General features: G+C 72.4%; 22 protein-coding genes. 10 read left to right on the top strand and 12 right to left on the bottom strand.

Annotated features, from left to right (window positions below):
• The first annotated feature begins 15 nt into the window (after nucleotides 1-15).
• From amrB to K313_RS0104430, 5 genes are all read left to right on the top strand, one after another.
• Nucleotides 16-936, top strand: coding sequence for an AmmeMemoRadiSam system protein B (gene amrB, locus K313_RS0104450; RefSeq protein WP_156911135.1), 921 nt, complete (start codon nucleotides 16-18; stop codon nucleotides 934-936).
• Nucleotides 933-1526: an AmmeMemoRadiSam system protein A gene (gene amrA, locus K313_RS0104445; RefSeq protein ID WP_019285817.1), complete on the top strand. Its 594-nt coding sequence runs from the start codon at nucleotides 933-935 to the stop codon at nucleotides 1524-1526. The genes amrB and amrA overlap by 4 nt, the downstream gene beginning before the upstream one ends.
• Nucleotides 1523-2599: an AmmeMemoRadiSam system radical SAM enzyme gene (gene amrS, locus K313_RS0104440; protein ID WP_029210591.1), complete on the top strand. Its 1077-nt coding sequence runs from the start codon at nucleotides 1523-1525 to the stop codon at nucleotides 2597-2599. Before amrA ends, amrS begins: the two co-directional genes overlap by 4 nt.
• Before the next feature lie 90 nt (nucleotides 2600-2689).
• The gene (locus K313_RS0104435; RefSeq protein ID WP_029210590.1) at nucleotides 2690-4204 is read left to right on the top strand and encodes an Hsp70 family protein; all 1515 of its coding nucleotides are present in this window, start codon (nucleotides 2690-2692) and stop codon (nucleotides 4202-4204) included.
• Nucleotides 4205-4212: 8 nt separating this feature from the next.
• A complete protein-coding gene (locus K313_RS0104430) occupies nucleotides 4213-4728 on the top strand; it encodes an NUDIX hydrolase (RefSeq protein ID WP_019285814.1) in 516 nt (171 codons plus the stop codon).
• A 132-nt stretch (nucleotides 4729-4860) separates the two neighbouring features.
• Here K313_RS0104430 and K313_RS0104425 read toward each other — a convergent pair whose 3' ends face one another.
• The 5 genes from K313_RS0104425 to K313_RS0104405 all read right to left on the bottom strand — a co-directional run bounded on the left by K313_RS0104425 (nucleotide 4861) and on the right by K313_RS0104405 (nucleotide 8001).
• Nucleotides 4861-5559, bottom strand: a complete 699-nt coding sequence (locus tag K313_RS0104425) for a type 1 glutamine amidotransferase domain-containing protein (protein ID WP_029210589.1) — start codon at nucleotides 5557-5559, stop codon at nucleotides 4861-4863.
• A gap of 23 nt (nucleotides 5560-5582) precedes the next feature.
• A complete protein-coding gene (locus tag K313_RS20015) occupies nucleotides 5583-6050 on the bottom strand; it encodes a tetratricopeptide repeat protein (protein ID WP_019285812.1) in 468 nt (155 codons plus the stop codon).
• Between the two features lie 30 nt (nucleotides 6051-6080).
• The gene (locus tag K313_RS22075; protein WP_029210588.1) at nucleotides 6081-6476 is read right to left on the bottom strand and encodes a DUF2695 domain-containing protein; all 396 of its coding nucleotides are present in this window, start codon (nucleotides 6474-6476) and stop codon (nucleotides 6081-6083) included.
• A gap of 119 nt (nucleotides 6477-6595) precedes the next feature.
• Nucleotides 6596-7483 (bottom strand): universal stress protein, encoded by an 888-nt coding sequence (locus K313_RS0104410; protein WP_019285810.1) that lies wholly within the window; start codon nucleotides 7481-7483, stop codon nucleotides 6596-6598.
• Nucleotides 7484-7524: 41 nt separating this feature from the next.
• Entirely contained in the window at nucleotides 7525-8001 is a 477-nt protein-coding gene (locus tag K313_RS0104405; protein ID WP_019285809.1) for an OsmC family protein, read from the bottom strand.
• A gap of 18 nt (nucleotides 8002-8019) precedes the next feature.
• Here K313_RS0104405 and K313_RS0104400 point away from each other — a divergent pair, with 18 nt between their 5' ends.
• On the top strand, nucleotides 8020-8655 hold the full coding sequence (locus K313_RS0104400) for a histidine phosphatase family protein (RefSeq protein ID WP_019285808.1): 636 nt from the start codon (nucleotides 8020-8022) through the stop codon (nucleotides 8653-8655).
• On the opposite strand, the gene K313_RS0104395 is transcribed toward K313_RS0104400, so the two are convergent.
• Complete coding sequence (locus tag K313_RS0104395) at nucleotides 8656-10134, bottom strand: glutamate-cysteine ligase family protein (RefSeq protein ID WP_019285807.1); 1479 nt, start codon at nucleotides 10132-10134, stop codon at nucleotides 8656-8658.
• 130 nt (nucleotides 10135-10264) lie between these two features.
• On the opposite strand from K313_RS0104395, the gene K313_RS0104390 reads away from it, so the two are divergent.
• Together K313_RS0104390 and K313_RS0104385 are read left to right on the top strand one after the other, a co-directional pair.
• Nucleotides 10265-11416, top strand: coding sequence for an exonuclease SbcCD subunit D (locus tag K313_RS0104390; protein WP_029210587.1), 1152 nt, complete (start codon nucleotides 10265-10267; stop codon nucleotides 11414-11416).
• Nucleotides 11413-14775 (top strand): AAA family ATPase, encoded by a 3363-nt coding sequence (locus K313_RS0104385; protein WP_029210586.1) that lies wholly within the window; start codon nucleotides 11413-11415, stop codon nucleotides 14773-14775. Before K313_RS0104390 ends, K313_RS0104385 begins: the two co-directional genes overlap by 4 nt.
• A gap of 81 nt (nucleotides 14776-14856) precedes the next feature.
• On the opposite strand, the gene K313_RS24135 is transcribed toward K313_RS0104385, so the two are convergent.
• Genes K313_RS24135 through K313_RS0104370 form a run of 3 tightly spaced genes read right to left on the bottom strand, consistent with a single transcriptional unit; the run spans nucleotide 14857 to nucleotide 17281 of the window.
• Complete coding sequence (locus tag K313_RS24135) at nucleotides 14857-16329, bottom strand: DUF3626 domain-containing protein (RefSeq protein WP_029210585.1); 1473 nt, start codon at nucleotides 16327-16329, stop codon at nucleotides 14857-14859.
• Between the two features lie 50 nt (nucleotides 16330-16379).
• Nucleotides 16380-16877, bottom strand: coding sequence for a type VII toxin-antitoxin system HepT family RNase toxin (hepT, locus tag K313_RS0104375; RefSeq protein WP_029210584.1), 498 nt, complete (start codon nucleotides 16875-16877; stop codon nucleotides 16380-16382).
• On the bottom strand, nucleotides 16877-17281 hold the full coding sequence (locus K313_RS0104370) for a nucleotidyltransferase domain-containing protein (RefSeq protein ID WP_019285800.1): 405 nt from the start codon (nucleotides 17279-17281) through the stop codon (nucleotides 16877-16879). The genes hepT and K313_RS0104370 overlap by 1 nt, the downstream gene beginning before the upstream one ends.
• 84 nt (nucleotides 17282-17365) lie before the next feature.
• On the opposite strand from K313_RS0104370, the gene K313_RS0104365 reads away from it, so the two are divergent.
• Together K313_RS0104365 and K313_RS0104360 are read left to right on the top strand one after the other, a co-directional pair.
• Nucleotides 17366-17965: a GNAT family N-acetyltransferase gene (locus K313_RS0104365; RefSeq protein ID WP_034251730.1), complete on the top strand. Its 600-nt coding sequence runs from the start codon at nucleotides 17366-17368 to the stop codon at nucleotides 17963-17965.
• A gap of 114 nt (nucleotides 17966-18079) precedes the next feature.
• Nucleotides 18080-19561 carry a beta/alpha barrel domain-containing protein gene (locus K313_RS0104360; RefSeq protein WP_029210582.1) on the top strand — a complete coding sequence of 494 codons (1482 nt, stop codon included), beginning with the start codon at nucleotides 18080-18082 and terminating at the stop codon, nucleotides 19559-19561.
• On the opposite strand, the gene K313_RS20000 is transcribed toward K313_RS0104360, so the two are convergent.
• The 3 genes from K313_RS20000 to K313_RS19985 form a co-directional block, all read right to left on the bottom strand.
• Entirely contained in the window at nucleotides 19491-20606 is a 1116-nt protein-coding gene (locus K313_RS20000) for a S66 family peptidase (RefSeq protein WP_338021323.1), read from the bottom strand. The genes K313_RS0104360 and K313_RS20000 overlap by 71 nt on opposite strands.
• A 119-nt stretch (nucleotides 20607-20725) precedes the next feature.
• Nucleotides 20726-21898, bottom strand: coding sequence for a GNAT family N-acetyltransferase (locus tag K313_RS24130; RefSeq protein ID WP_205621813.1), 1173 nt, complete (start codon nucleotides 21896-21898; stop codon nucleotides 20726-20728).
• Nucleotides 21899-21931: 33 nt separating this feature from the next.
• Nucleotides 21932-22411 (bottom strand): VOC family protein, encoded by a 480-nt coding sequence (locus K313_RS19985; protein WP_029210581.1) that lies wholly within the window; start codon nucleotides 22409-22411, stop codon nucleotides 21932-21934.
• Nucleotides 22412-22419: the final 8 nt, after the last annotated feature.

The following is a 22419-nucleotide window of genomic DNA, read 5'->3' as shown; positions in this document are numbered from 1 at the left end:
CCTACGCTGGGACGCATGGCAGTGCGACGACCCGCCGTCGCGGGCACGTTCTACCCCGCCCAGCCCGCGGTCCTCGAGCAGCTGGTGGACCAGCTGCTGGCCGAGGCCGGCACGTCGGGCACGTCACGAGTGCCGCACACGGACCCGCTGCGTGCTGACTCGCCGCCCACTGAATACTCCGGCCCGAACCCGTCACGCACCGCCTCGCCTGCGGCCACCGCACCGATCCGGCTCGGCGCGTGGTCGGTCATCGCCCCGCACGCCGGCTACGTCCACTCCGGGTCGACGGCCGCGGTCGCCTACCGCCACCTCCGTCGCGACGGCATCGAGCGGGTCGCGGTGCTGGGCCCGACGCACCGCGTGCCCCTCCGTGGTGTCGCGACCTCGAGCGCCTCGGCGTGGAGCACCCCTCTCGGGGAGGCCCGGGCGATCGTGCCACCCTCCGTGGCAGCGCTGCCCCAGGTCGTCGTCAGTGACGAGGCCCACGCCCCGGAGCACTCCATCGAGGTCCACGTGCCCTTCCTGCAGCGGCTGCTCCCCCAGGCCGACCTCGTCCCGCTCGCGGTCGGTCGCGCCACTCCCTCCGAGGTCGCCGACGTCGTCGACGCGCTGCTGGACGATCCGGCGACAGTCGTCGTCATCAGCTCCGACCTGTCCCACTACCTGCCGTATGACGCCGCCCGTCGCCTCGATCGCGACACCATCGACCAGGTCACCGCCCTGAGGGGCGACCTCGACCACGAGCAGGCCTGCGGCGCGACCCCCATCAACGGCCTCATGGAGCACGCCCGCCGCCGAGGGGGCACGATCCGCGCGCTGGCGTCGTGCTCGTCCGGCGACACGGCAGGCGACCGCGACCGGGTCGTCGGCTACGCGGCCCTCGCGCTCGAGGAGAAGGCGTTCGAGGAGACGGCATTCGTGGAGGCCGGGCCATGACCTCCACCGTCCCGGCCGACGCCGGCCCCGTCCTCCTCGCCGTCGCACGCGGCGCGATCCACGGCCGCCTCGGCATCGCCGCCCGGCAGTCCGACGCCGACTTCCCCGACCCGCTGGACGGCCCCACCCGGGAGAGGTGGCTGCTCGACGACGGCGCCTCGTTCGTGACCCTGCACCTCGACCGCCGCCTCCGCGGCTGCATCGGCACGCTGACGGCATACCGACCGCTCCTCGACGACGTCCGCGCCAACGCCGTGGCGGCGGCCAGCACGGACCCGCGCTTCCCGCCGGTCGGGCCCGACGAGGCGCCGCACCTCGCCATCGAGGTGTCGGTCCTGTCGGTCCCCGAACCGATCCAGGTCACGTCGGAGCGCGACGCGGTGCTCGCCCTGCGGCCGCGGGTGGACGGGGTGGTCCTCGAGGCAGCTGGTCGTCGCGCGACCTACCTGCCACAGGTGTGGGACCAGCTCACCGACCCCCTGGACTTCCTGCGCAGCCTGCGCGCCAAGGCGGGCCTGCCCCGGGACCACTGGGACGATGGCGTGCGCCTCTCCCGATACAGCGTCACGTCCTTCGAGGAGGAGCCGTGAGCAGCCTCGCCCGCTACTGGCACGCCACCGACGACGGGCGGGTCCGTTGCGTCCTGTGCCCCCGCGAGTGCACGCTGCGCGAGGGGCAACGCGGCTACTGCTTCGTGCGTCGCAACGAGGGCGGCGAGCTGCACCTGACGACCTACGGGCGCTCCAGCGGGTTCTGCCTCGACCCCGTCGAGAAGAAGCCGCTGCGTCACTTCTACCCCGGCACCAGCGTCCTGTCCTTCGGGACCGCGGGGTGCAACCTCGGCTGTCGCTTCTGCCAGAACTGGGACATCTCCACGTCCCGCGAGATGGACCGCCTGCAGGACGACGCCTCCCCCGCACAGATCGCCGACGCGGCCCGCGACTGGCAGGCCGCCTCGGTGGCCTTCACCTACAACGACCCGGTGATCTTCGCGGAGTACGCCATCGACGTCGCGCACGCCTGCCACGAGCGCGGGGTCCGGACGATCGCCGTGACCGCGGGCTACGTCCAGGGCGAGGCACGTCGCGACTTCTTCGCGCCCATGGACGCCGCGAACGTCGACCTCAAGGGCTTCTCCCCCGAGTTCTACCGCGGGGTCACCGGCGCGCGTCTCGACACGGTGCTCGCGACCCTCACCTATCTGGTCCACGAGACCGACGTGTGGGTCGAGCTGACCACGCTGCTCATCCCGGGGCACAACGACAGCGACGACGAGATCGAGCGCATGTGCCGGTGGGTCGTGGCAGAGCTCGGCCCGGACCTGCCGCACCACTTCACGGCCTTCCACCCCGACAACCGGATGCGAAACGTGCCGCGCACTCCGGTCGACACCCTGGAGCGCGCCAGACGCATCGCGACGGACGCCGGCGAGCACTTCGCCTACACCGGCAACGCGCGCAACCCTGAGGGCGACACGACGCGATGTCCCGGATGCGGCTCAGCGGTGATCGAGCGCGCCGGCTACACCATCACGGGCTACCGGCTCGACGAGCAGGGCCGGTGCGAGCGCTGCGGCATCTCTCTCCCGGGCCGGTATGCCGACCAGCCCGGCGACTTCGGCACCCGCCGCATCCCGCTGAGGATCACGCCCGCGGGGCGCTGACACGTCGGGTGCGGCGAGGTGAGGCGGCTGGCTCTCCAGGGCCTTGAGACGGCCCGCTCGTCGTCGGCCCGGGCTCACTAGGCTGTTCGCATGAAGCTCGGCGTGGATCTCGGCACCACTCGCACCATCGTCGCCACGGCCGACCGCGGCAACTATCCGGTCGTCACCTTCTACGACGGAGACGGCGAGGCGCACGAGCACCTGCCGTCGGTGGTCGCGCTGGACGATGACCGGCTCGTGTTCGGCTTCGAGGCGCTGGCGGCCGCTCGAGCCGGGGCACCGCTGACGCGGTCCTTCAAGCGGGTGCTGGCAGCCCCGGACGTGACAGCCGAGACACCCGTCACCGTCGGCACCAGGCAGGTCCCCGTGCTGGAGCTGCTGACGGCATACGCCGCTGCTCTGCGCACGGCCCTGGTCGAGCAGTCGAGCCTGTCCGAAGAGCTGACCGTTGACTCCGAGCTGCAGGCGGCCGTCGGGGTCCCCGCCCACGCTCACGGACCGCAGCGCTTCCTGACGCTGGAGGCCTTCCGGCGGGCGGGCTTCACCGTGGTCGCCATGCTCAACGAGCCCTCGGCCGCGGGGTTCGAGTTCACGCACCGCAGACGCCGGGAGATCACCCGCAACCGCACCCGCGTCGTCGTCTACGACCTCGGCGGCGGGACCTTCGACGCCTCGGTGGTCGACGTCGCGGGCACCCACCACGAGGTGCTCGGGACGGTGGGTCTCAACCACGTGGGTGGCGACGACTTCGACCTGCTCCTGGCCGACCTGGCCGCCGAGTCGATCCACCAGCGGGTGGACGACCTCTCGGCCCCCGACCGCGACGACCTCCTGGAGCAGGCCAGAGAGCTCAAGGAGCACCTGTCACCCCAGACCCGGCGCCTGACCCTCGAGGTCGCCGGGACCGAGGTCGGTGTCCCTGTCACCGCGTTCTACGGCCGTGCCACACCGCTCGTTGAGCAGACGGTGGACGCCATGGGCCCGCTGATGGGAGACGCCGACGACCACGTCGACGAGCTGCACGACGTGGCCGGCATCTATCTCGTCGGGGGTGCGAGCGGCCTGCCTCTCGTCCCGCGGCTGCTCAAGGAAAGGTTCGGTCGGCGAGTTCACCGCTCACCGCTGCCCGCGGCGTCCACCGCCATCGGGTTGGCCATCGCGACCGACGACGACGCGGGCTACTCGCTCCGGGACCGGCTGTCGCGCGGTTTCGGCGTCTTCCGAGAGCTGCGCGACGGGGAGGCCGTCGGCTTCGACCCCATCCTCGGGCGCACCGACGTCCTCGAACCGAGCGGCTGCCGCACGGCCACCCGTCGATATCGCGCGGCCCACGACGTCGGGTGGTACCGCTACGTCGAGCACACCGACCTCGACGAGCACGGTGGCCCCACCGGAGATCTCGTCCCTTTCGCCGAGGTTCTCTTCCCCTTCGACCCCGTCCTGCGCGACGGCCGTGACCTGACCCGCGTCCCCGTGCAGCGTCGGGACGACGGCCCGCTGGTCGAGGAGCGCTACACCCTGGACGAGCACGGGATCGTGCAGGTGCGCATCACCGACCTCGACAGTGGCTACAGCCAGGTCCACGCCCTGCGCGCGGACGGGTAGGTCCGGCCGTGGTGGACGGATCGAGTGCTGGTGATCGCACGGGGGACCCCGGCCACCCCGGCCACCCGGATTACACCGAGTACGACACCCGGCTCGCGGCCTACTGCGTGATCGTCGACGATGAGGGCCGCCTCCTGCTCGCGCTCTGGAACGAAGGGACGCGCCCGATGTGGACGCTGCCCGGAGGCGGGGTCGAGCTGCACGAGACGGTGGCCGAGGCGTCCGTGCGCGAGGCCGCGGAAGAGACCGGGCTCGAGGTCGAGCTCGGTCCCCTCCTGGCCGTGGACACCCGCGTCATCCCCGCCGAGCAGCGGTGGAGCGGATCCGGTCGCCCGCTCAGAGCGGTGCGGGTCCTGCACGAGGCCACGGTCGTCGGTGGCATCCTCACCAACGAGGTCGCGGGCACCACGGACGAGGCCCGGTGGTTCCCCATGGCCGAGGTGCACGCCCTCGACCACGTCTCGCTGGTCGACGTCGCCCTGGCACACCTAGCAGGCCCACCACAGCGGCGTGCGGGCGCCTGAACCTCCGCGCAGCTGAACCTAGGGGCACCTGAACCTAGGGGCACCTGAACCTCGGTGCAGCTGAACCTCGGTGCGAATTGGGCGCCTGATCCTCTCGATCGCTCGCCGTACATGCCTCAGGGCGGCTGGGCGTCACTTCAGACGCTTGAGCACCGCCTTGGCGACGCTCTCCGCGCTCTGGGGGTTCTGCCCCGTGATGAGGTTCTTGTCGCGCGCCACGTTGTCCTTGAAGGGCAGCAGCGCCTTGGAGTACTTGGCTCCCAGCGCCTTGAGCTCCTCGTCCAGGCGGAAGGGCACGGCATCCTGGCGCTTGGCCAGCTTCTCCTCGGGCCAGGAGAAGCCCGTCACCTTGCGTCCCTTGATGACGGGTGCGCCGTCCTCGCGACGGGCGCCGAGCAGTCCGGCAGGGCCGTGGCACACCGCAGAGACGACCTTGCCCTGGGCGTCGAGATCGGCGACCAGGGCGCCGAGTGCTTCGCTGGTCGGGAAGTCGAACATCACGCCGTGGCCGCCGGTCAGGTAGATGGCGTCGAACTCGTCCGCCGTGAGGTCCTCGACCCGGACGGTGTCGTCCAGCAGGGACATGAAGGCCGGGTCGGCGTAGCGCACACCGGTGCCCCCGCTCTTGAGCATCATCGTGGACAGGCTCTCGGGGTCGAGCGGCACGGCCCCTCCGTCGATGCTCGCGATGGTCACCTCGTGGCCGGCGTCGGTGACGACGTCGTAGAAGTGGGTCAGCTCCCCCAGCCACAGCCCGGTGCGGTAGCCGGCAGAGGTGTAGCGGGGGGTGCTCGTGACGACGATCAGGATGCGCTTGGGGGTGCGTGTCATGCGGCTCGGCATACCCACGATGGTCACGAGGCAGTCCCGGGGCCGGCGTCCGGCGCCTCCGGGGAGCCCTCGCCACGGGTGTGCCCCGATGGCGCCTCGTAGGGCGCCTCCGCCACCGGCTCCCGGGTCTGCGCTAGGTGGCTGTTGTTCTCCGGGGTCGACGCCAGGTGGCTGTCGTCGCCGGTCAGCGCCGCCAGGATCCGCCGTTGCGTGGCCGCCTCGGCCCCTCGCCCCTGACGCTCGAGCGTGCGGGCGAGCAGCAGCCGGACGTAGTCGTCCGTCGGGGCTCGGCCGACGAGCTCGGTGAGCTGCTCCTCGGCCCGACCGAGCTGGGCCGAGTGGTAGTAGGCGCGGACGAGGAGGAGTCGGACGGCGACGTTGTCGGGCTCGGAATCCAGCAGGTCGGACAGCGAGTGGGCGGCCGAGGTGTACTTCTTCTCCTCGAACAGGTGCTCGGCCATCGACAGCTGCAGGTAGCGCAGGTCCTCCACGGGTGCTCCTTCGGTCAGGACGATGTCGGCCTAACACGTCTGCGGCGCATGGCATTCCCCCGCCCACCAGTTGCGCTGCGCCAGGCGCCAGAGGCGGCACGGCTGCGTCGATCCCGCCCGGACCTCGAGGCAGTGACCGACCGACGCGATCGGGCCGTCCCAGGACACGGCGAGCGCTCGTGGCTCCACCTCGTAGGCCCGCAGCTGCAGCTCGCAGTCGCACGACGCCCCGCGCGCACCGAGCCGACGCTCGAGACGGCTGGCGCGCGGCGCCCGCTGCTCGCGCCACGTCTCGACCCACCGCCACGACCCGTCGCAGTCGAACCGCTGCACCATGCGTCCCACGTAGCACACGACGCACTCGTGCGGGTGCGCGCCCATCAGCTCGCGCACGACCTCCGTCGGGTCGATGTCCGCCACCGTCATCTGGGGTCTCCTCCCTCGCCGGGCCCAGTCTGGCGGGCGAGGGGCGGGCCGTCGGACGATCGGCGGCCGCCTGTGGACGACGGTCGCGGAGACGAGACGACCTGTGGACAAGTCGTCGTTCAGACGCGGACCACGGCCACCGGTGCGTGCGAGGCCTGCAGGACCTGCCGGCTGGTCGACCCGAGCAGCATGCCCGCGAAGCCACCCCGCCCGCGGCTGCCCACGACGACCATAGAGGCGCTGCGGGACTCCTCCGCGAGCGCCTTGACCGACGAGCCGCGGCGGATGCGGGCTTCGACGACCACGTCCGGGTGCTGCTCGCGGCCGTGCTGGAGCACGTGCTCCACCAGCTCGGTGTGACGCCGGGTCATCTCGTCGTGCGCGGAGGAGCCCTGCTCCGTCGGGACGACGCCGCCCTCGAACTCCATCGTCCAGGCCCGGACGGCCACCAGCGGCACACCTCGACCGTCGGCCTCACCGAAGGCGAACGCCGCGGCCCGGTGCCCCTCGGCCGAGTCGTCGACGCCGAGCACCACCGGCCCGTCCGCCGGGGCTCCGGCCGCACGGTCGGGGACGACGACCACGGGACAGTGCGCGTGCGCAGCGACAGCGCCCGAGACGCTGCCGAGCAGCAGCCCCTCCCATCCGCCCGCCCCACGGCTTCCCGTGACCACGAGCTGCGCGTGCCGGGACGCCTCGATCAGCGCCGCCGAGGGGCTGCCCCAGACGGCCTGGCTCGTCACCTCGAGGTCGGGGTGGGCCACGCGCACGGCAGCCTGGGCCTCGTCCAGGACCCGCTCGGTGCCCTGCTGGACGAGCTCCTCGAGCCCGTAGGACCACCCCAGCTCGTGCGGCGCTGGCTGCGCGACCTCTTGGGCCATCACGAGCAGCAGTCCCGCTTTGCGTCCCTCAGCCTCGCGAGCCGCCCACTCCAGGGCCGGGCGCGCGAGCGCTGAGCCGTCGACCCCGACGACGATGAGGTCGGTGGGGATGGTGTCGTGGGTCATGACAGGCTCCTTCGCTCGTCGGCGGAGCCCGCGTCGTGGGGTCACTCGGCGTCCGGTCGCACCTGCGCCCGGCGAGGCTCCTCACCTGACTCGATGTTAGCGATGGGGGTCCCCACCTCGACGGTGCGCCCCACCGTGCAGAGCCGGTCGTGCGACATACGGATCGCGTCAGGGAGCACCCGGCGGGCCGCGTCGCCCTCCGCTCCCTCCGGGAAGGTGACCTGCCAGGTGATCGTCAGGCCCTCGAGGCGCGACTCGCCGTCGACCTTGACCTTGTCGCCACCCACCTCCACCGAGAACCCCGCAGGCTCGGCACGCCGCGAGGTGAGGTGGTCGACGTCGACCATCGAGCAGCCTCCGATCGCGGCCAGCAGGGCCTCGACGGGGGTGAACGCCGCGTCCTCGCCGGTGCCTAGCTCGAGCGTCCCGCCGCGAGCGTTGGTGGCGGCATACCGCCCAAGGCTGGTCCGCTCGAGCTGGACGGAACGGCGGTGGTCAGGCTGCTGGGAGGTCGTCATGACCGCTAGCCTGCCACCGTGAGCAACGACACCGGTAGCCCCACCGTCCGCCCCGTCCCCGAGGGCCGACTCGTCCTGATCCGTCACGGCGAGACGGAGTGGTCCAAGGCCATGAAGCACACCGGCACCACCGACCTGGACCTCACCGAGCACGGCGAGGAGGCGGCGCGCCGCACCGCTCCCCTGCTCGAGGAGTTCGACTTCGCACTGGTCCTGTCGTCACCCATGCGGCGAGCGCGACGCACCGCCGAGCTCGTGGGTCTGCCCGAGCCCGCGATCGACCCCAACCTCGTGGAGTGGGACTACGGCGGCTACGAGGGCCGCACGACGGCCGAGATCCGCGAGGAGCTCGGCTACGACTGGACGGTCTGGCAGGACGGGGTCGCCGCCGGCGACAGCCCCGGCGAGTCGATCGAGCAGGTCGCCGCCCGGGCGCGCGCGGTCATCGACCGCGTGATGCCCGTCCTCAAGGAGGGCAAGGACGTCGTGCTGGTCGGGCACGGCCACACCACTCGGATCCTCACCAGCGTGTGGCTGCGCACCGAGCCGAGGTTCGGAGCCCAGCTGGAGCTGCACGCCGGGTCGATCAGCGTGCTGGGCTACGAGCGGGCCTTCCCCTCGATCCAGCGCTGGAACCAGCCCGCACCGCGCTGATCAGCGCGGCAGCGACCACGTGTGCACGGGCTCACCCTCGTGCATGTTGTCGACGTAGCGGTGCAGCATCCGCCGCAGGGCCTCGTCGCGGTTGGCGCCCCGGTCCTGCAGCCGGTCCACGCAGCGCACCTGCCAGGCCGCGCCGTTCATCTCGGCCTTGCACCGCTCCTCGATGATGCCGAGGTAGCGGTCGCGCACGGCTGTCGCCACCCCCCACGACTCCAGTCCCGAGTCGGCCAACGGCAGCAGCTGGCGCAGGACCAGCTCGTCCACGGGGACGTCACCGCGACCCGGCCAGTAGAGGTTGGCGTTGAAGCCTCGGCGGGCACCGGCGAAGAAGTTCTCCTTGGCCGAGGCGAAGCTCATCTTGGACCACAGCGGCCGCTCCATGCTGACGAGAGCGTTGACGAGGCCGTAGTAGAAGGCCGCGTTGGCCATCGTGTCGGCCACGGTGGGGCCGGCCGGCAGGACGCGGTTCTCCACCCGCAGGTGCGGCTTGCCGTTCACGGTGTCGTAGATGGGGCGGTTCCAGCGATAGACGGTGCCGTTGTGCAGCTTGAGCTCGGACAGCTCGGGAGCCGTGCCCGACTCCATCACACCCACCGGGTCCTCCTCGCTGACCTCGGGGATGAGCGCGGGGAAGTAGCGGACGTTCTCCTCGAACAGGTCGAAGATCGAGGTCACCCACCGCTCACCGAACCACACTCTCGGCCGCACCCCCTGGTTGCGCAGCTCGATCGGGCGGGTGTCCGTGGCCTGGTGGAACAGCTGGATCCGCGTCTCTGCCCAGAGCTGGGAGCCGAAGAGGTATGGCGAGTTGGCCCCCACCGCCATCTGCACCCCCGCGATGGCCTGCGCGGCGTTCCAGAAGTTCGCGAAGTCCGCGGGCGCGACCTGCAGGTGGCACTGCACCGACGTGCAGGCGGCCTCGGGAGCGATCGTGTCCACGAAGGTGGCCACCCGCTCGCCGCCCCGTCCCTCCATGTCCAGGAGCAGGTCCTCGCCCCGCGCCTCCATGATCGCGTCGTTGAGCCCGAGGTAGCGCGGCGTCGGCGTCAGCGCGTCACGCCCCAGGTGCTCCTTGGTCAGCGTGGGCAGGATGCCGATGGTGACGATGTCCGTGTCACCGGTCTTGTCCCGGGCCGCGCGCAGGTGCTCGCGCAGCGTCTGCTCCAGCGCGTGGAGGCGATCGCCCGCGAGCGGCTCCGGCTCGACGTTGAGCTCGATGTTGAAGCGCGCGAGCTCGCTCTGGAAGAAGGGGTCGTCGATGGCCTCGAGAACCGCCTCGTTGGTCATGCTGGGTCGCAGGTCCTGGTCGACGAGGTTCATCTCGATCTCCAGTCCTGCCATCGGCTCGCTGGTCTCGAAGTCCTGCTGCCCGAGCATGCGCTCCAGCACGTCCAGGCACTGCTGGACCTTTTCTCGATAACGTTGACGCAGCTCGCGGGCGTTCAGCCCGGCGGAGATCTCTTGACCCATGCGGACTAGCGCACCACATGCGGGGCCGCGGCGCGCACCATGACCGGTCCGCGGCGCGTCCGGTCTGCGATCTGCCGCTCGAGGGCGCGTCCCCGAGGGTCTGTCGGTGGTCGCTCCTAGGGTGTCGACCATGCGGATGCTCCACACCTCGGACTGGCACCTGGGCCGTTCCTTCCACCAGGTCGGGCTGCTGCCTGCCCAGGAGCAGTTCCTCGACCACCTTGTGGAGGTGGTGCGCTCGGAGGGCGTCGACGTCGTGGCGATCGCGGGCGACGTCTACGACCGGGCGCTGCCGGCCCCGCAGACCGTGTCGCTGCTCTCGGAGGCCCTGCGCCGCATCACCGACGCGGGGGCCCAGGTGGTGCTGGCGAGCGGCAACCACGACTCCGCGGTGCGGCTCGGCTTCGGTGGCCCGCTGCTCGAGCGGGCGGGGGTCCACCTGCGCACGTCGGTCGCCGACCTGTCGCGGCCCATCACGATCGGCGCCACCCGCATCTATGCCCTGCCCTACCTCGAGCCGTCGGTGGTGGCGGACGAGCTCGACGGCGCCGAGCGGTCCCACCACGGGGTCATCGAGCGGGCGCTGGCTCGGGTGACGGCCGACGCCGAGCGGCACCAAGGGCCGGTGGTGGTGCTGGCGCACGCCTTCGTCACCGGGGGCGAGGCGAGCGACAGCGAGCGGGACATCAGCGTGGGCGGGGTGGGCGACGTACCCCTCTCCCTGTTCCGCGAGGCCGACTACGTGGGCCTCGGGCACCTGCACGGCGCCCAGACGCTCGACGAGCGGGTGCGCTACTCCGGGTCCCCCGTCGCCATGAGCTTCTCCGAGGCTCGGCACACCAAGTCGTCGTGGCTGGTGGACCTCGGCGACGCGCGCTCCGGCGACGTCCGGACCGAGCGGATCGAGGCCCCCGTCCACACGCCTCTGGCGGTCCTGCGAGGCGACCTCGAGGACCTGCTGCGCGACCCGGCGCACCAGGCCGCCGAGTCCGCCTACTGCCAGGTCACGCTGACCGACGCGGTCCGTCCGCTCGATGCCATCGACAAGGTCCGCCGACGCTTCCCCCACACCTTGTCCCTGCAGCTCGACCCCCAGGGGATCGAGCCGTCGCAGAGCCGGTCGTATGCCGCCCGCATCCGCGTCGCGTCCGACCCCGAGCTGGTGGACGGCTTCCTGGAGCACGTCCGCGGCGGGGCGACCCCCAGTGCCGAGGAGCACGCCGTGGTCGTCGAGGCTCTCGAGGCCGTCCGCGTCGCCTCCAGCGGGGAGGGATCGACGTGAAGCTGCACCACCTGCGGGTCACCGCCTTCGGCCCCTTCGCCGGCACGGTCGAGGTCGACCTCGACGAGCTCGGCGCGGCCGGGCTGTTCCTCATCAACGGCCCGACCGGCGCAGGCAAGACCAGCCTGCTCGACGCCGTGTGCTTCGCCCTCTACGGCGACGTCCCGGGCGCCCGGCAGAAGGGGTCCCTGCGCTCAGACCATGCGGCTGCCGAGGCGGTCCCCGAGGTCGAGCTCGAGTGGTCGGTGGGCTCCCGGCGGTTCCGGACCACCCGCTCCCCGGAGTACGAACGCCCCAAGAAGCGCGGCACCGGAACGACGAGGCAGCAGCACAAGGTCGTCATGGTCGAGCGCGTCGAGGGCAGCTGGATCGACCGTGGGTCCGGTCGCGCCGACGAGGTCGGCGGGATCGTCCGCGAGGTGGTGGGCCTGGGCCTCGAGCAGTTCGCCACGGTCGTCCTGCTCCCCCAGGGCGAGTTCGCCCGCTTCCTGCGGGCCTCGACGGACGAGCGTGCCGCGATCCTGCAGCGACTGTTCGACACCACGCGGTTCGAGCAGGTGCAGCGTTGGCTGGAGGCCCGGCGCCGCGAGGTGGAGGCCGAGGTCAAGGAGGCGCGTGCGCGTCTCACGAGCACGCTCACCCGCGTCAACGACGCCGCGGGCCAGGCGCTGGCCGTTGCACCAGCGCCCGCATCGAGCAACGCCGTCCACGACCCCACCCAGCCCGAGAAGTCACCCCACGACGACCGGCGGCAGCCCGTGGGCGCGGACCTCGCGCACGGGCAGGCGACGAGCCCGACGCCCGAGGCGACGGATGCCGTGGAGGACCTGCTCGTGGACACCACGGCGTCCGACGCTGACGCCATCAGGCAGGCACTCACGACGCTCCGCGCCCGGGTCGAGAGCGTGGTCGCCGCGCTCGGCGCTGCGGCCGCCGACGCGGACGCGGCCCGCCGAGGCGCCGCGAGCGCCGACGAGACCGGGCGCCGGGTGCACGCCCTGCGCGCCAAGGCGGCGACGGCCACAGCCACGCTCGCCGGCCTCGAGGCGCAGGCCGACGACATCCGGTCGGTGCGGGAGCAGGTTGGTCGCGCGGCGGCGGCGGCCGAGCTCATCGCCTACGTCACCACCGCCTCCCAGCGGTCTGCGGCCGCGGTCGAGGCGGCGGCCGCTCATGGTCAGGCGGTCGAGGCCCTCCCCGCGGGACTGGGCTCGGGCCTCGGCCTGCGGCCACGGGCTGCACCTGACGACGCGGGTCTCGACGTACAGCCGGGAGGCGCCGAACAGCCCGACCAGCCCGACCAGCTCGACCAGCTCGACCAGCCCGACCAGCTCGACCAGCTCGACGAGCAGGTGCTGCGGGACGTCACCCGCCGCGTCGACGCTGCGGCGGACCTCGCCACCCGCATCGCGGTCCAGGTGTCCCACGCGGACAGCGCTCGGGAGGAGGCCGAGACCAGCGCGGCAGCCGTCACCGGGCACGCCGCCGCGGTGGCGGAGTCACGGACGCGCCTGGAGCGCGCCCAGGGCACCCGGACCGAGCAGGCCGAGGCCATGGCTGCGCTGACCGCGACGGCAGAGGGAGCGGAGTCGGCCCGGCTCAAGGTCGAGCGGCTTCGAGACGCGGCGGCGCGCATCAAGACGCTGACCGCGGACGAGGGACGGGTTGACGCGCACGCGCGCGCTGCCGCGTCCGCTGCGGCGGAGCGCAGTGCCCGGCAGGAGGACGCCGCCCGGCTCCACCGCCGACGCGCCGACGGCCTGGCGGCCGAGCTGGCGCTCGGCCTCGAGACGGACGAGCCCTGCCCGGTGTGCGGGGCGACCGAGCATCCGGACCCTGCCACGGGCGAGGCCGGCGACCTGGTCACGTCCGAGGACGTGGAGGCCGCCGAGGCGGTCCTCGCCCAGGCCCGGTCCGCGGAGGTCGAGGCGGTGTCCGCGCTCGAGTCCGCTCGCGCCACCCGGGCCGCGCACGCCGACGAGCTGCGCGACCGGCTCGCCACGCTCGACGACCTGCCGGCGGAGGAGGTCGCGCCGGCCCTGGCCACGGCCCAGGCGCATCACACCGCGGCGCAGCGGGCCGCTGCCGCTCTGGTCAAGGCTGAGGCGCGCCTGCACGAGGCGGACCTCGACATCGAGCGCCGGCGGACCGCGCTCGGCGCCGCTTCCGAGCAGCTGGCGGCGGCCCGCTCACGCGTCGAGCTGGCCCGCAGCCGCAGCGAGGCCGAGCGCGCCGAGGCCTGGAGGCTGCTCGACGAGCTCGGTGAGGAGGAGACCCTGCAGCTCGTGCTCCCCCCGGCCGACTCCCCGCAGCGGTCCTCGGTCCCGCGTGCGTCACTGGTCCGTGAGCTCCTCACGAGCGTTCGCTCTGCGGTCGAGTCACTGGGAGTGCTGCACGAGACCCGCTCCGCCCACGCACGGGCTCGACGCGACCTGCTCCGAGCCGAGGAGACCCTGGCCGAGAGCCTGCAGGGCTCAGACTTCGAGGACGCGCAGGAGGTGCGAGCGGCCGCGCTGCCCACCGAGCAGCGGCGCCGGCTCGAGACCACCCTGGCGCGCCACGACCAGGCCCTCCTGCAGGCACGCGCCGTCCTCGACGACCCCGAGGTGGCCGACGCGATGGCCACCGACACCCCTGACCTGGAGGCCCTGGCGATCAGGGTGGAGCGCGCCAGGGCGGCTGCGCGCGAAGCGACCGGCTCCGCGCGGGTCGCGGAGGACGCCGGCGCGCTCCTCGCCCGGCACACCGCCGAGGTGCTCGGCCTCCTCGAGTCGCTGGCTCCTGCCGTGCGTCGTGCCGACACCATCCGTGAGGTCGCGGACACGGTGGCCGGGACCGGTGCCAACAACCTGCGCCGGATGAGCCTGCCCACCTACGTGCTGGCGGCCCGTCTCGAGGAGGTCGTCGTGCTGGCCAACGAGCGGCTCGCCGTGATGACCGACGGCCGCTACGAGCTGCGCCACTCCGACCGGCTGGCGGCGCGCGGTGCTCGCAGCGGGCTGGGTCTGGAGGTCGTCGACGCCTGGAGCGGCAAGGCACGCGACACGACGACGCTGTCCGGCGGTGAGACCTTCATGGCTTCCCTGGCGCTCGCGCTCGGGCTGGGCGACGCAGTACGGGCCGAGGCCGGCGGTGTCGACCTGGACACACTGTTCGTCGACGAGGGGTTCGGCACGCTCGACGAGGCGGCTCTGGAGCACGTGATGGAGGTCCTCGACGGCCTCCGAGCAGGCGGTCGCAGCGTCGGCATCATCAGCCACGTCGCCGAGCTCAGGCAGCGAATTCCAGCCCAGGTCAGGCTGATCCGGACCCAGAACGGCTCCTCCCTCGAGGTCCGCGCCCTGCCGGAGGCCGTGTGACTCGCCTCGTGTGCCCCTGGGATCACGCCTTCCGCCGCGGCGAGACCCGACGTCAGACGGGCCATCGGTGGAACAGAGCCCTCACCCACGGAGCCTGACCTCGATCCACGGATGACGGCCGAGGTCGTCCGACGACAGGTCCCCCACCGCGACGTAGGCAGGGTCCGGCAGGAACCGCACGCTCGTCCCCGTCCCCTCACCGGGGGACGGCGTGACGTCCTCCAAGATCGTCGTCGGCACACCGTGCTCGTAGCGCTGCGACCAGGCGCCCTCCTCCCGGCGGTTGGTGTGCACGAGCCAGCGCGAGACGGCGGCTACGGACGACATCCCCGCCCTCGGTCGACCGTCCGCGAACCGTGGCGCGGACCCGGGATCGGCGAAGCGCACATCCTGCGTCGCCATCACGGGCTTGCGCACGATCCTCCCGGCGTCGTCGCGGCGGGTGTCCGTCCCCCGTCCGTCGTCACGGATCTCCACGGACCCGTCCGGGTGCAGCGTGACGACAGCCAGTCCCTGGCGAACCAGCTCCTCGGCCTCGTCGTTCGCGTAGGCCAGCACCTCCAGCACCAGGTGGCGCAGGCTGACGCCCCCGAGCGCCCGTGCACGGGAACGCAGCTCGGCGAGATGCCCGTGGTCGACCGAGGTGCCCCAGTCGTGCGTCGTCGTCCGCCAGTCATGGACCGGACGACCGAACCTCGCCGTGAGGTGCCAGACCTGCTTGAGGCTCTGCGGATGGTGCAGTCCCGTGCGCGCGGCCTCCCCGATGATGGCGGCATCGAGCAGCCCGTCCCGCGCTACCGCCACTCCCACCTCGTACGCGCCAGGGTCGCGGTAGTGCCGACGCCGCCCGAGCTCCTCGACCATCAGCACCCGGCCCTCGTGCCACTCGACCGGCACCCCCAGCGCGCCGGCTGCTTCCTCGGCCTCGGTTCCCCGGTATGACGGATCCAGCACCACCGCCTCGACGTCGTCCGGGATCGCGACGACGCCGTGGACGTGGGCCTCCACGTAGTCGTCCAGCAAGCCGCCCTGCTCGGCCTCCTCCCGCTCGGAGGTGCACGCCGCCGCAGCGAGGTCGAAAGCGTCCGACAGACGCAGCAGGTCGAAGCGACGGGCCGTCCCGAAGTCCGCCGGTTCGCGGAACGAGTCCGGGAAGCAGAAGGTCGTCCGGTCCAGGACAGGCTCGGCCAGGCGCAGGTGGGACGACCCGAAGCGCACCGCTCCCCCGACCCCGCGGCGACGGTGGTTCAGCGCGCCGTACCGAGGCCGCTCCGAGAAGGGCGCGTCGTCATACGCACCCCCGAACATCCTTGTCTCCCAACGGAACCGATCACCACCAGGATGTGCGGTGAGGCCGCCGTTGCTGGTGCCCGTCTCGAACTGGCTTCGATAGATGCCGTCACGAGCGAGGCGGTCCATGACCGTGTCGCCGCGGGGTCCCCGGTCCGGGTGGAAGTTCACGGTGACGCGCAGCGAGCGGTCCAGAGCCCCACCTCTGCTCAGGCCGTCCACGTGCGCCACCGCGGACCGCGCCCAGCGGCTTGCCTCCGTCACCGCCTTCGCTCCGCGTGGGCACCGCGCTCGTGGGACGTCATACGACGACCCTAGCCAGCCCGCTCACCCGGCGTCACCGGCGTCACCGGCGTCACCGGGGCAGCCGGTTCCTGGGCGCGGGCCTGCAGCCAGGCCTTGACCTGCGCGACGTACTCGTCGAACTGCGACGCGGCCTGGGGAACGGCCCTCGCCACCAGGTCCAGGTCGACCTGCACGTACTCGTGGATGACGATGTCGCGCAGGCCGACGCTGGGGCCGAGACGTCTCGCCAGCTCGTCAGTGATCAGTCCAGCGCGCGCAGCCTGGCGGAAGGACGAGCGGTAATCCGTGGGCTCAGCGATCCCCGCGACGGCCACGACGTGCGAGTTGACGTCGCTGGCCAGGTCGACCAGCTGAGACAGAGCGCGCTCCACGGCCAGGCGCAGCACGAGGTCGTCCCGCAGCTGCGCCCCGCTGACCTCCCCCTGGCGGGCCAGCAGGTCCACCAGCTCACGGATGGCGGTCAGCCGTCGTACGACCACCTGGTCGTCGAGGTCGCGAGGGGGCATCAGAGCCGCTCCAGGGCGCGATCGCGCATCCACTGCGTGTCCCGATAGGCGCCGACGGCCGCCAGGTGCTGCTCGGCGTAGAGGTGTGGCTCCGCCTCGTGCAGCAGCTCCCCCCGCTGGAGGGCGGCCAGCCGCGCGACCGGGTCGGCTCGGCCCAGGTCCATCAGGTCCAGGTGGTCGCCCGGCACGAGCTCGTGGAACCGGTTAACCAGGGTGAGCTCGTCCGACGCCGGCTCACCGAGCACGGCGTAGGCCAGGTCGACGTCGCGGGCCCGGTCAGGGCGCGTCAGCACGGATCCATGGACCACGAGGAGCGCCACCCCGATCTCCAGGCAGGCGCTCGCCAGGCTGCCGTCGTCGGCGACGCGTCGCAGCCGGGCGAGGCTGTCCTGGACCGTGATCACGATCCCCACGATAGCCGGGAGCGTGCCTGGGTTGCCGAGGCAATGTGCTTGTCACGCGCGTCCGTCGCCACGCACAGTGGGCTCGTGTCCGCCCCCGACTTCACCCGCAAGCCCGTCCTGGACGGTCGACTCGTGCGGTTCGTCCCCGCGACCCGCGACAGCGTCGATCACCTGTGGCCCCTGCTCGCCGACCCCGAGGTCGGTCGGCTCACCGGGTCCGTCCACTCAGGCGCTCCCGACCAGCCACACCGGTTCACCCGGGACCGGCTCGAGGACATCTATGACGCCTGGTCGACGGCCGACGACCGCACGGTATGGGTGATCGAGGAGCGTGAGACGGGACGCGTCGTGGGCGAGTCGGTGCTCAACGACGTCGACGTCGAGAACCTGTCGTGCGGCTTCCGGATCTGGATCTCCGGTGCGACCGGCCGGGGCCTGGGGACCGAGGCCACGTGGCTGACGGTGCGCCACGCCTTCGAGGAGCAGCACCTGCACCGGGTCGCCCTCGAGGTCTACGCGTTCAACCCGCGCGCCCGTCACGTCTACGACACGGTGGGGTTCCGGCACGAGGGCACCCTGCGTGACGCCCTCCGGTTCGACGACGGCTGGGTCGACGCCCACGTCATGGCCATGACCGCAGCTGACTGGGCGTCCCTCGGCGACGGGCCGGGACAGGCTCGGTGAGCACGACGGGCGGTACCTGCGGGTAGCACGAGGTGGCCCCCGGATGGGTCTAGCGTGGCTGATGACGGCACCCGCGCCGCCCGCACCCGAGGTCTACCGAAAGTGGGTCCCTCCATGACCGCAGCCCCGTCCCTGACCACCCAGGCCGACACCGGGACGCTGGCGCGAGGCGATCACCGCCCCCGGCCGGTGATCATCCAGGGCGGCATGGGCGTGGCGGTGTCCGGCTGGCGGCTGGCTCGCACGATCTCCACCAACGGTCACCTAGGTGTGGTCTCCGGAACGGCTCTGGACGCGGTCCTGGCTCGGATCCTGCAGGACGGTGACCCGGGCGGGCACTACCGACGGGCGCTGGCGCACTTCCCCAACCTCCCCGTCGCCCAGCGCGTGCTCGACACCTACTTCATCGATGGTGGGCGACCCGACGACGCCCCCTATCGCCCGGTCCCCAAGCTGACGCTGTCGACCAGCCGCGAGGGGCAGGAGCTCGCCGTCGTCGCCAACTTCGCGGAGGTCTGGCTGGCCAAGGAGGGCCACGACGGGGTCGTGGGCGTCAACCTGCTGGAGAAGATCCAGATGGCCACGCCGACCGCGGTGCTCGGAGCCATGCTCGCGGGGGTGGACTACGTCCTCATGGGTGCCGGCATCCCCCGCGAGATCCCGGCGCTGCTGCGCGCGCTCGCTGCCGGGCAGGTCGGTCGGATCACCGCTGATGTCGTGGGGGCCAGCACCACGCGGTCGATCGAGGTCGATCCGGTGGACCTGGTCGGACCCGAGATGCCCACCCTCACCCGACCCGACTTCCTCGCCATCATCTCGATCAACCAGCTCGCGTCCTACCTGCACCGTGACCCCGAGATCCGCCCCGACGGCTTCGTCGTCGAGCGGCCCCCTGCCGGAGGCCACTCCGCCCCTCCCCGCGGCAGGCTGCAGCTCGACGAGACGGGCGACCCGGTGTACGGCCCCCGGGACGAGGCCGACCTCGCCAAGCTGACCCAGTTCGGGCTGCCCTTCTGGGTGGCCGGCGCAGCAGCGACCCCGGCGCACCTCGCCACGGCGATCCGGTCCGGAGCGGTGGGCGTCCAGGTGGGGACGTTGTTCGCGCTCAGCCTGGACTCCGGCCTCAGCGACGACAATCGCAACCAGCTGCTGGCGCGCCTGCGCGATGGCGACCTGACCGTGCGCAACGACCCGCGTGCCAGCCCCACCGGGTTCCCGTTCAAGGTGGCGGTGCTCCCCGGCACGGCCAGCGATGCCGACGTCTATGCCGCTCGCCCGCGCCTGTGCGACCTGTCCTACCTGCGCCAGCCCTACGAGCGATCGGACGGCAAGGTCGGATACCGGTGCCCGGCGGAGCCGGTGCACATGCACCTGCGCAAGGGCGGCAGCCTGGCGGACACCGTCGGACGGCAGTGCCTGTGCAACGGGCTGATGGCCGACATCGGCCTGGGGCAGCACCGCACCGACGGGTATGCCGAGGTGCCGCTCGTCACCCTCGGCCAGGACCTCACCGGGGCCGTCGAGCTCATCGCGCGTCACCCGCAGGGATGGACCGCGCGCCAGGCGCTGACGTACCTCCAGGAGTCGCTGGCCTAGGTCGACGCCGGGTGCCCCAGGCATCTGCCGGTGGAGATCCCACCGAGTCTCGCCGCGGCGAGGTGGCTGGCTCAGGCGAGCGTCTGCGTGATGCACGCGATGCCCGGCCCCTGCTCCACCCTGGCGAGGGCCCCGTTGACGAGCGGCAGGTAGGGGGCCCAGTGTCCGCACTCGACGTCCGCGACGATGGGGATCTCGAGCATCCCAGGGCGTCGACCACCGCCTCGTGCTGCGTGAGGGTCTCCCCCGGTGGCGCATAGGTGCGTCCGACCAGGACGGCGCGGGCGTGGTCGAACACCCCGTTGAGCCGCATCCCGTGCAGGTTGCGGCAGATCGCCGGGGCGTCGTCTCCGGCCGCCTCCACGTAGACGAGGAGGCCGTCTCCCAGCTCCGCGAGCGGGCTCGTGTCGAGATATCTGGTGCCGGCCAGGTTGGCCAGCGTCTCGATGCAGCCCCCGACGAGCCGACCGGTGACGTCGACCTCCCCGCCCAGGGAGTCCAGCCGCGTCCACGATCCGGGGACGTCGAGCAGGTACTCGTCGACGCCCGGATGCTCGACGTAGTCGACGAATCCCCGTCGGTGCCGACCCGGCGGCGTCTGGACGACGGTGGCCCCCTGGCCGAGGGTGACGATGTCCAGCCACGACACGAGGCCCTCGGGAGTGAGGTAGGGGGTGTCCATGAGGTTGTTGCCGTGGATGGTCGCCCAACCCGCGACCAGCGTCAGCGGGGTGATGAGCGTGGCGATGTCGGAGAACCCCACGACCCACGTCGGCTCCGCCCGGCCGATCTGCTCCCAGTCCAGCAGGCCGATCAGGTCGATCGCCGTCTCACCGCCCCACGGGGGCACCACGGCCCGGATCGACGGGTCCAGCAGCATGCCTTGCAGCTCGGCAGCCCGTTCGGCGGCGGGCGCGCTGAGGTGGCCCGAGCCGTCCATGCAGTCACCGACGACGACCTGGTAGCCCCGGTCACGCACCGTCGCCAGGGCGACGTCGAGGCGCGCCTGCAGCGCCCCCGACACCCCTGACGAAGGGCTCGTCACCCCGACGGTGTCGCCGGGCCGCAGCGGGGCGGGGAATCGCAGGTTCAGCGGTCTCCTCGGGCACGGGGTCGGATGGTCAGGCGGGCCGGGTGGTCGCGTGGCTGGCGCTGCGGTCGAGGTCAGGCCCGCCACTCGCGGGCGAGCAGGCCGTATGCCGCGCCGTCCACCCAGCCGTGGTCGGGATGCCACGAGTCGCGGACACCGTACTGCTCCAGGCGCATCCCGAGCCCGGACAGCAACCGGGCCGACGCCACGTTGTCGGCATACAGGCCGGCGGTCACCCGACGCACCCCGAGCTCGCGGAAGCAGCGGTCCAGGCCGGCAGCGGCGATCTCCCGCCCGTAGCCCTGTCCGTGGAAGGCCGGGTCCAGCACGTAGCCGAGCTCCGCCTCGCAGCCCTGCACGGGTCCGCCCGGCTGGCCGCTGCCGTCCCGCACCGCGATCGAGCAGGTGCCGACCACCCGGTCCCCGAGGCGGGCGACGAACGACCGGTCGTTCTCGCCGGGCTCCAGCCACGCGCGACGAAAGGCCCTCGGCTCCACCTGCGTTCGCAGCATCAAGCGTCCGACGTCGGGCCGGTTGCGATAGCGCAGCATCTGGTCCACGTCGTCCGGTGAGGCGTCGCCCAGGGACAACCTGGCCGTATGCCGCGCCCCGCTCTCCCACGGCACAGGATCAGGGAGGGCCCGTCGTGGCGGGACCGCCGCCGACGCGTCGCGGATCTCACGAAGGCCACGCACCTCACCCCGCCACTCCTGCGCCAGGATCGCGTACCCGTAGCCGTCGACCCAGCCGTGCTCGGCGTGCCAGGAGTCTTCGACACCGTGCTCCTCGCGCCGCATCCCGGCCTTCTCCATGACGCGGGAGGACGCGGGGTTGTCCCGGTTGCAATAGGCCTTGACGCGGCGCAGCCCCAGCGTGTCGAAGGCCACCGCGAGCAGCCCTCGGGTGAGGTCGGTCGCTACCCCCTGGCCGGCGTGGCGCGGGTCGACGATGTAGCCGATCAGCGCCTCGCCCCCGCGGGGCGTCTCCTCGTGCAGGCCGTGGTCCACGAGCTCCAGGAAGCCCATGGCCACGACCGTGCCGTCGCGCTCGGCGACGCACGAGTGGTCGGTCCCGCTGTCCGGCACAGCGGCCCACCCGCGACGGAACTCCTCCGGCTCCACGGAGGTCCGCATCATCCAGCGGTTGACGGCGGGGTCGTTGCGGAAGGTCAGCAGCTGATCGACGTCGACGGGTGTCGCGTCCCGCAGGGCGAGGGCGCCGCTGCGTCGCGGCCAGGGAGAGGGCATGCGCTCCACGCTAACGACGTCCGCACCGGGGCGTCACGCCGGTTTCCCCCGCGCGACGGTCTGGGGGAGGTCAGAGCATGCAGGGGCGTCAGCCCAGCTCTTCGCGTCGGTCAGGCAGAACGGGTGTCCCGCCGGGTCGCGCAGCACCCGCCAGGTCCCCTCCTGGTCGTCGGCGTCGTCGGCCGGCTGCTCGTCGGGCACCGTCGCGCCCAGCTCGACGCAGCGCCGCTCGGCCGCGTCGATGTCCTCGACGGCCAGGTCGAGGTGGAACTGCTTGCGGCCCCCGGCGTCGGGCCACGCGGGCGGCTCGTAGCCCTCCACCCGGCCGAATCCCAGCGCGTGCGTCGGGCCGGTCAGCATGGCGTAGCTCTCGTCGCTGTACGCCTGGTCCCACCCCAGCACGGCGGTCCAGAAGTCCGAGACCGGGCCCGGGTCGGCGCAGTCCAGGGTCACCATCGCCAGGCGCGCCACCGGGGGTTGCGAGGTGTCGGTGGTCGAGTCGTTGGTCGTCATGCCGACAG

This window comes from Arsenicicoccus bolidensis DSM 15745, from assembly GCF_000426385.1.
Classification (GTDB): domain Bacteria; phylum Actinomycetota; class Actinomycetes; order Actinomycetales; family Dermatophilaceae; genus Arsenicicoccus; species Arsenicicoccus bolidensis.
Note: the sequence above shows the minus strand (reverse complement) of the source record. Positions and strands in the feature narration are given on the sequence as shown.

Bases quoted from the DNA above. Each gene is read 5' to 3' on its own strand.
- amrB (WP_156911135.1), top strand. From the start codon at position 16: ATGGCAGTGCGACGACCCGCCGTCGCGGGCACGTTCTACCCCGCCCAG.
- amrA (WP_019285817.1), top strand. From the start codon at position 933: ATGACCTCCACCGTCCCGGCCGACGCCGGCCCCGTCCTCCTCGCCGTC.
- K313_RS0104435 (WP_029210590.1), top strand. From the start codon at position 2,690: ATGAAGCTCGGCGTGGATCTCGGCACCACTCGCACCATCGTCGCCACG.
- K313_RS0104425 (WP_029210589.1), bottom strand. From the start codon at position 5,559: ATGACACGCACCCCCAAGCGCATCCTGATCGTCGTCACGAGCACCCCC.
- K313_RS22075 (WP_029210588.1), bottom strand. From the start codon at position 6,476: ATGACGGTGGCGGACATCGACCCGACGGAGGTCGTGCGCGAGCTGATG.
- K313_RS0104410 (WP_019285810.1), bottom strand. From the start codon at position 7,483: ATGACCCACGACACCATCCCCACCGACCTCATCGTCGTCGGGGTCGAC.
- K313_RS0104405 (WP_019285809.1), bottom strand. From the start codon at position 8,001: ATGACGACCTCCCAGCAGCCTGACCACCGCCGTTCCGTCCAGCTCGAG.
- K313_RS0104395 (WP_019285807.1), bottom strand. From the start codon at position 10,134: ATGGGTCAAGAGATCTCCGCCGGGCTGAACGCCCGCGAGCTGCGTCAA.
- K313_RS0104390 (WP_029210587.1), top strand. From the start codon at position 10,265: ATGCGGATGCTCCACACCTCGGACTGGCACCTGGGCCGTTCCTTCCAC.
- hepT (WP_029210584.1), bottom strand. From the start codon at position 16,877: ATGCCCCCTCGCGACCTCGACGACCAGGTGGTCGTACGACGGCTGACC.
- K313_RS0104360 (WP_029210582.1), top strand. From the start codon at position 18,080: ATGACCGCAGCCCCGTCCCTGACCACCCAGGCCGACACCGGGACGCTG.
- K313_RS24130 (WP_205621813.1), bottom strand. From the start codon at position 21,898: ATGCCCTCTCCCTGGCCGCGACGCAGCGGCGCCCTCGCCCTGCGGGAC.
- K313_RS19985 (WP_029210581.1), bottom strand. From the start codon at position 22,411: ATGACGACCAACGACTCGACCACCGACACCTCGCAACCCCCGGTGGCG.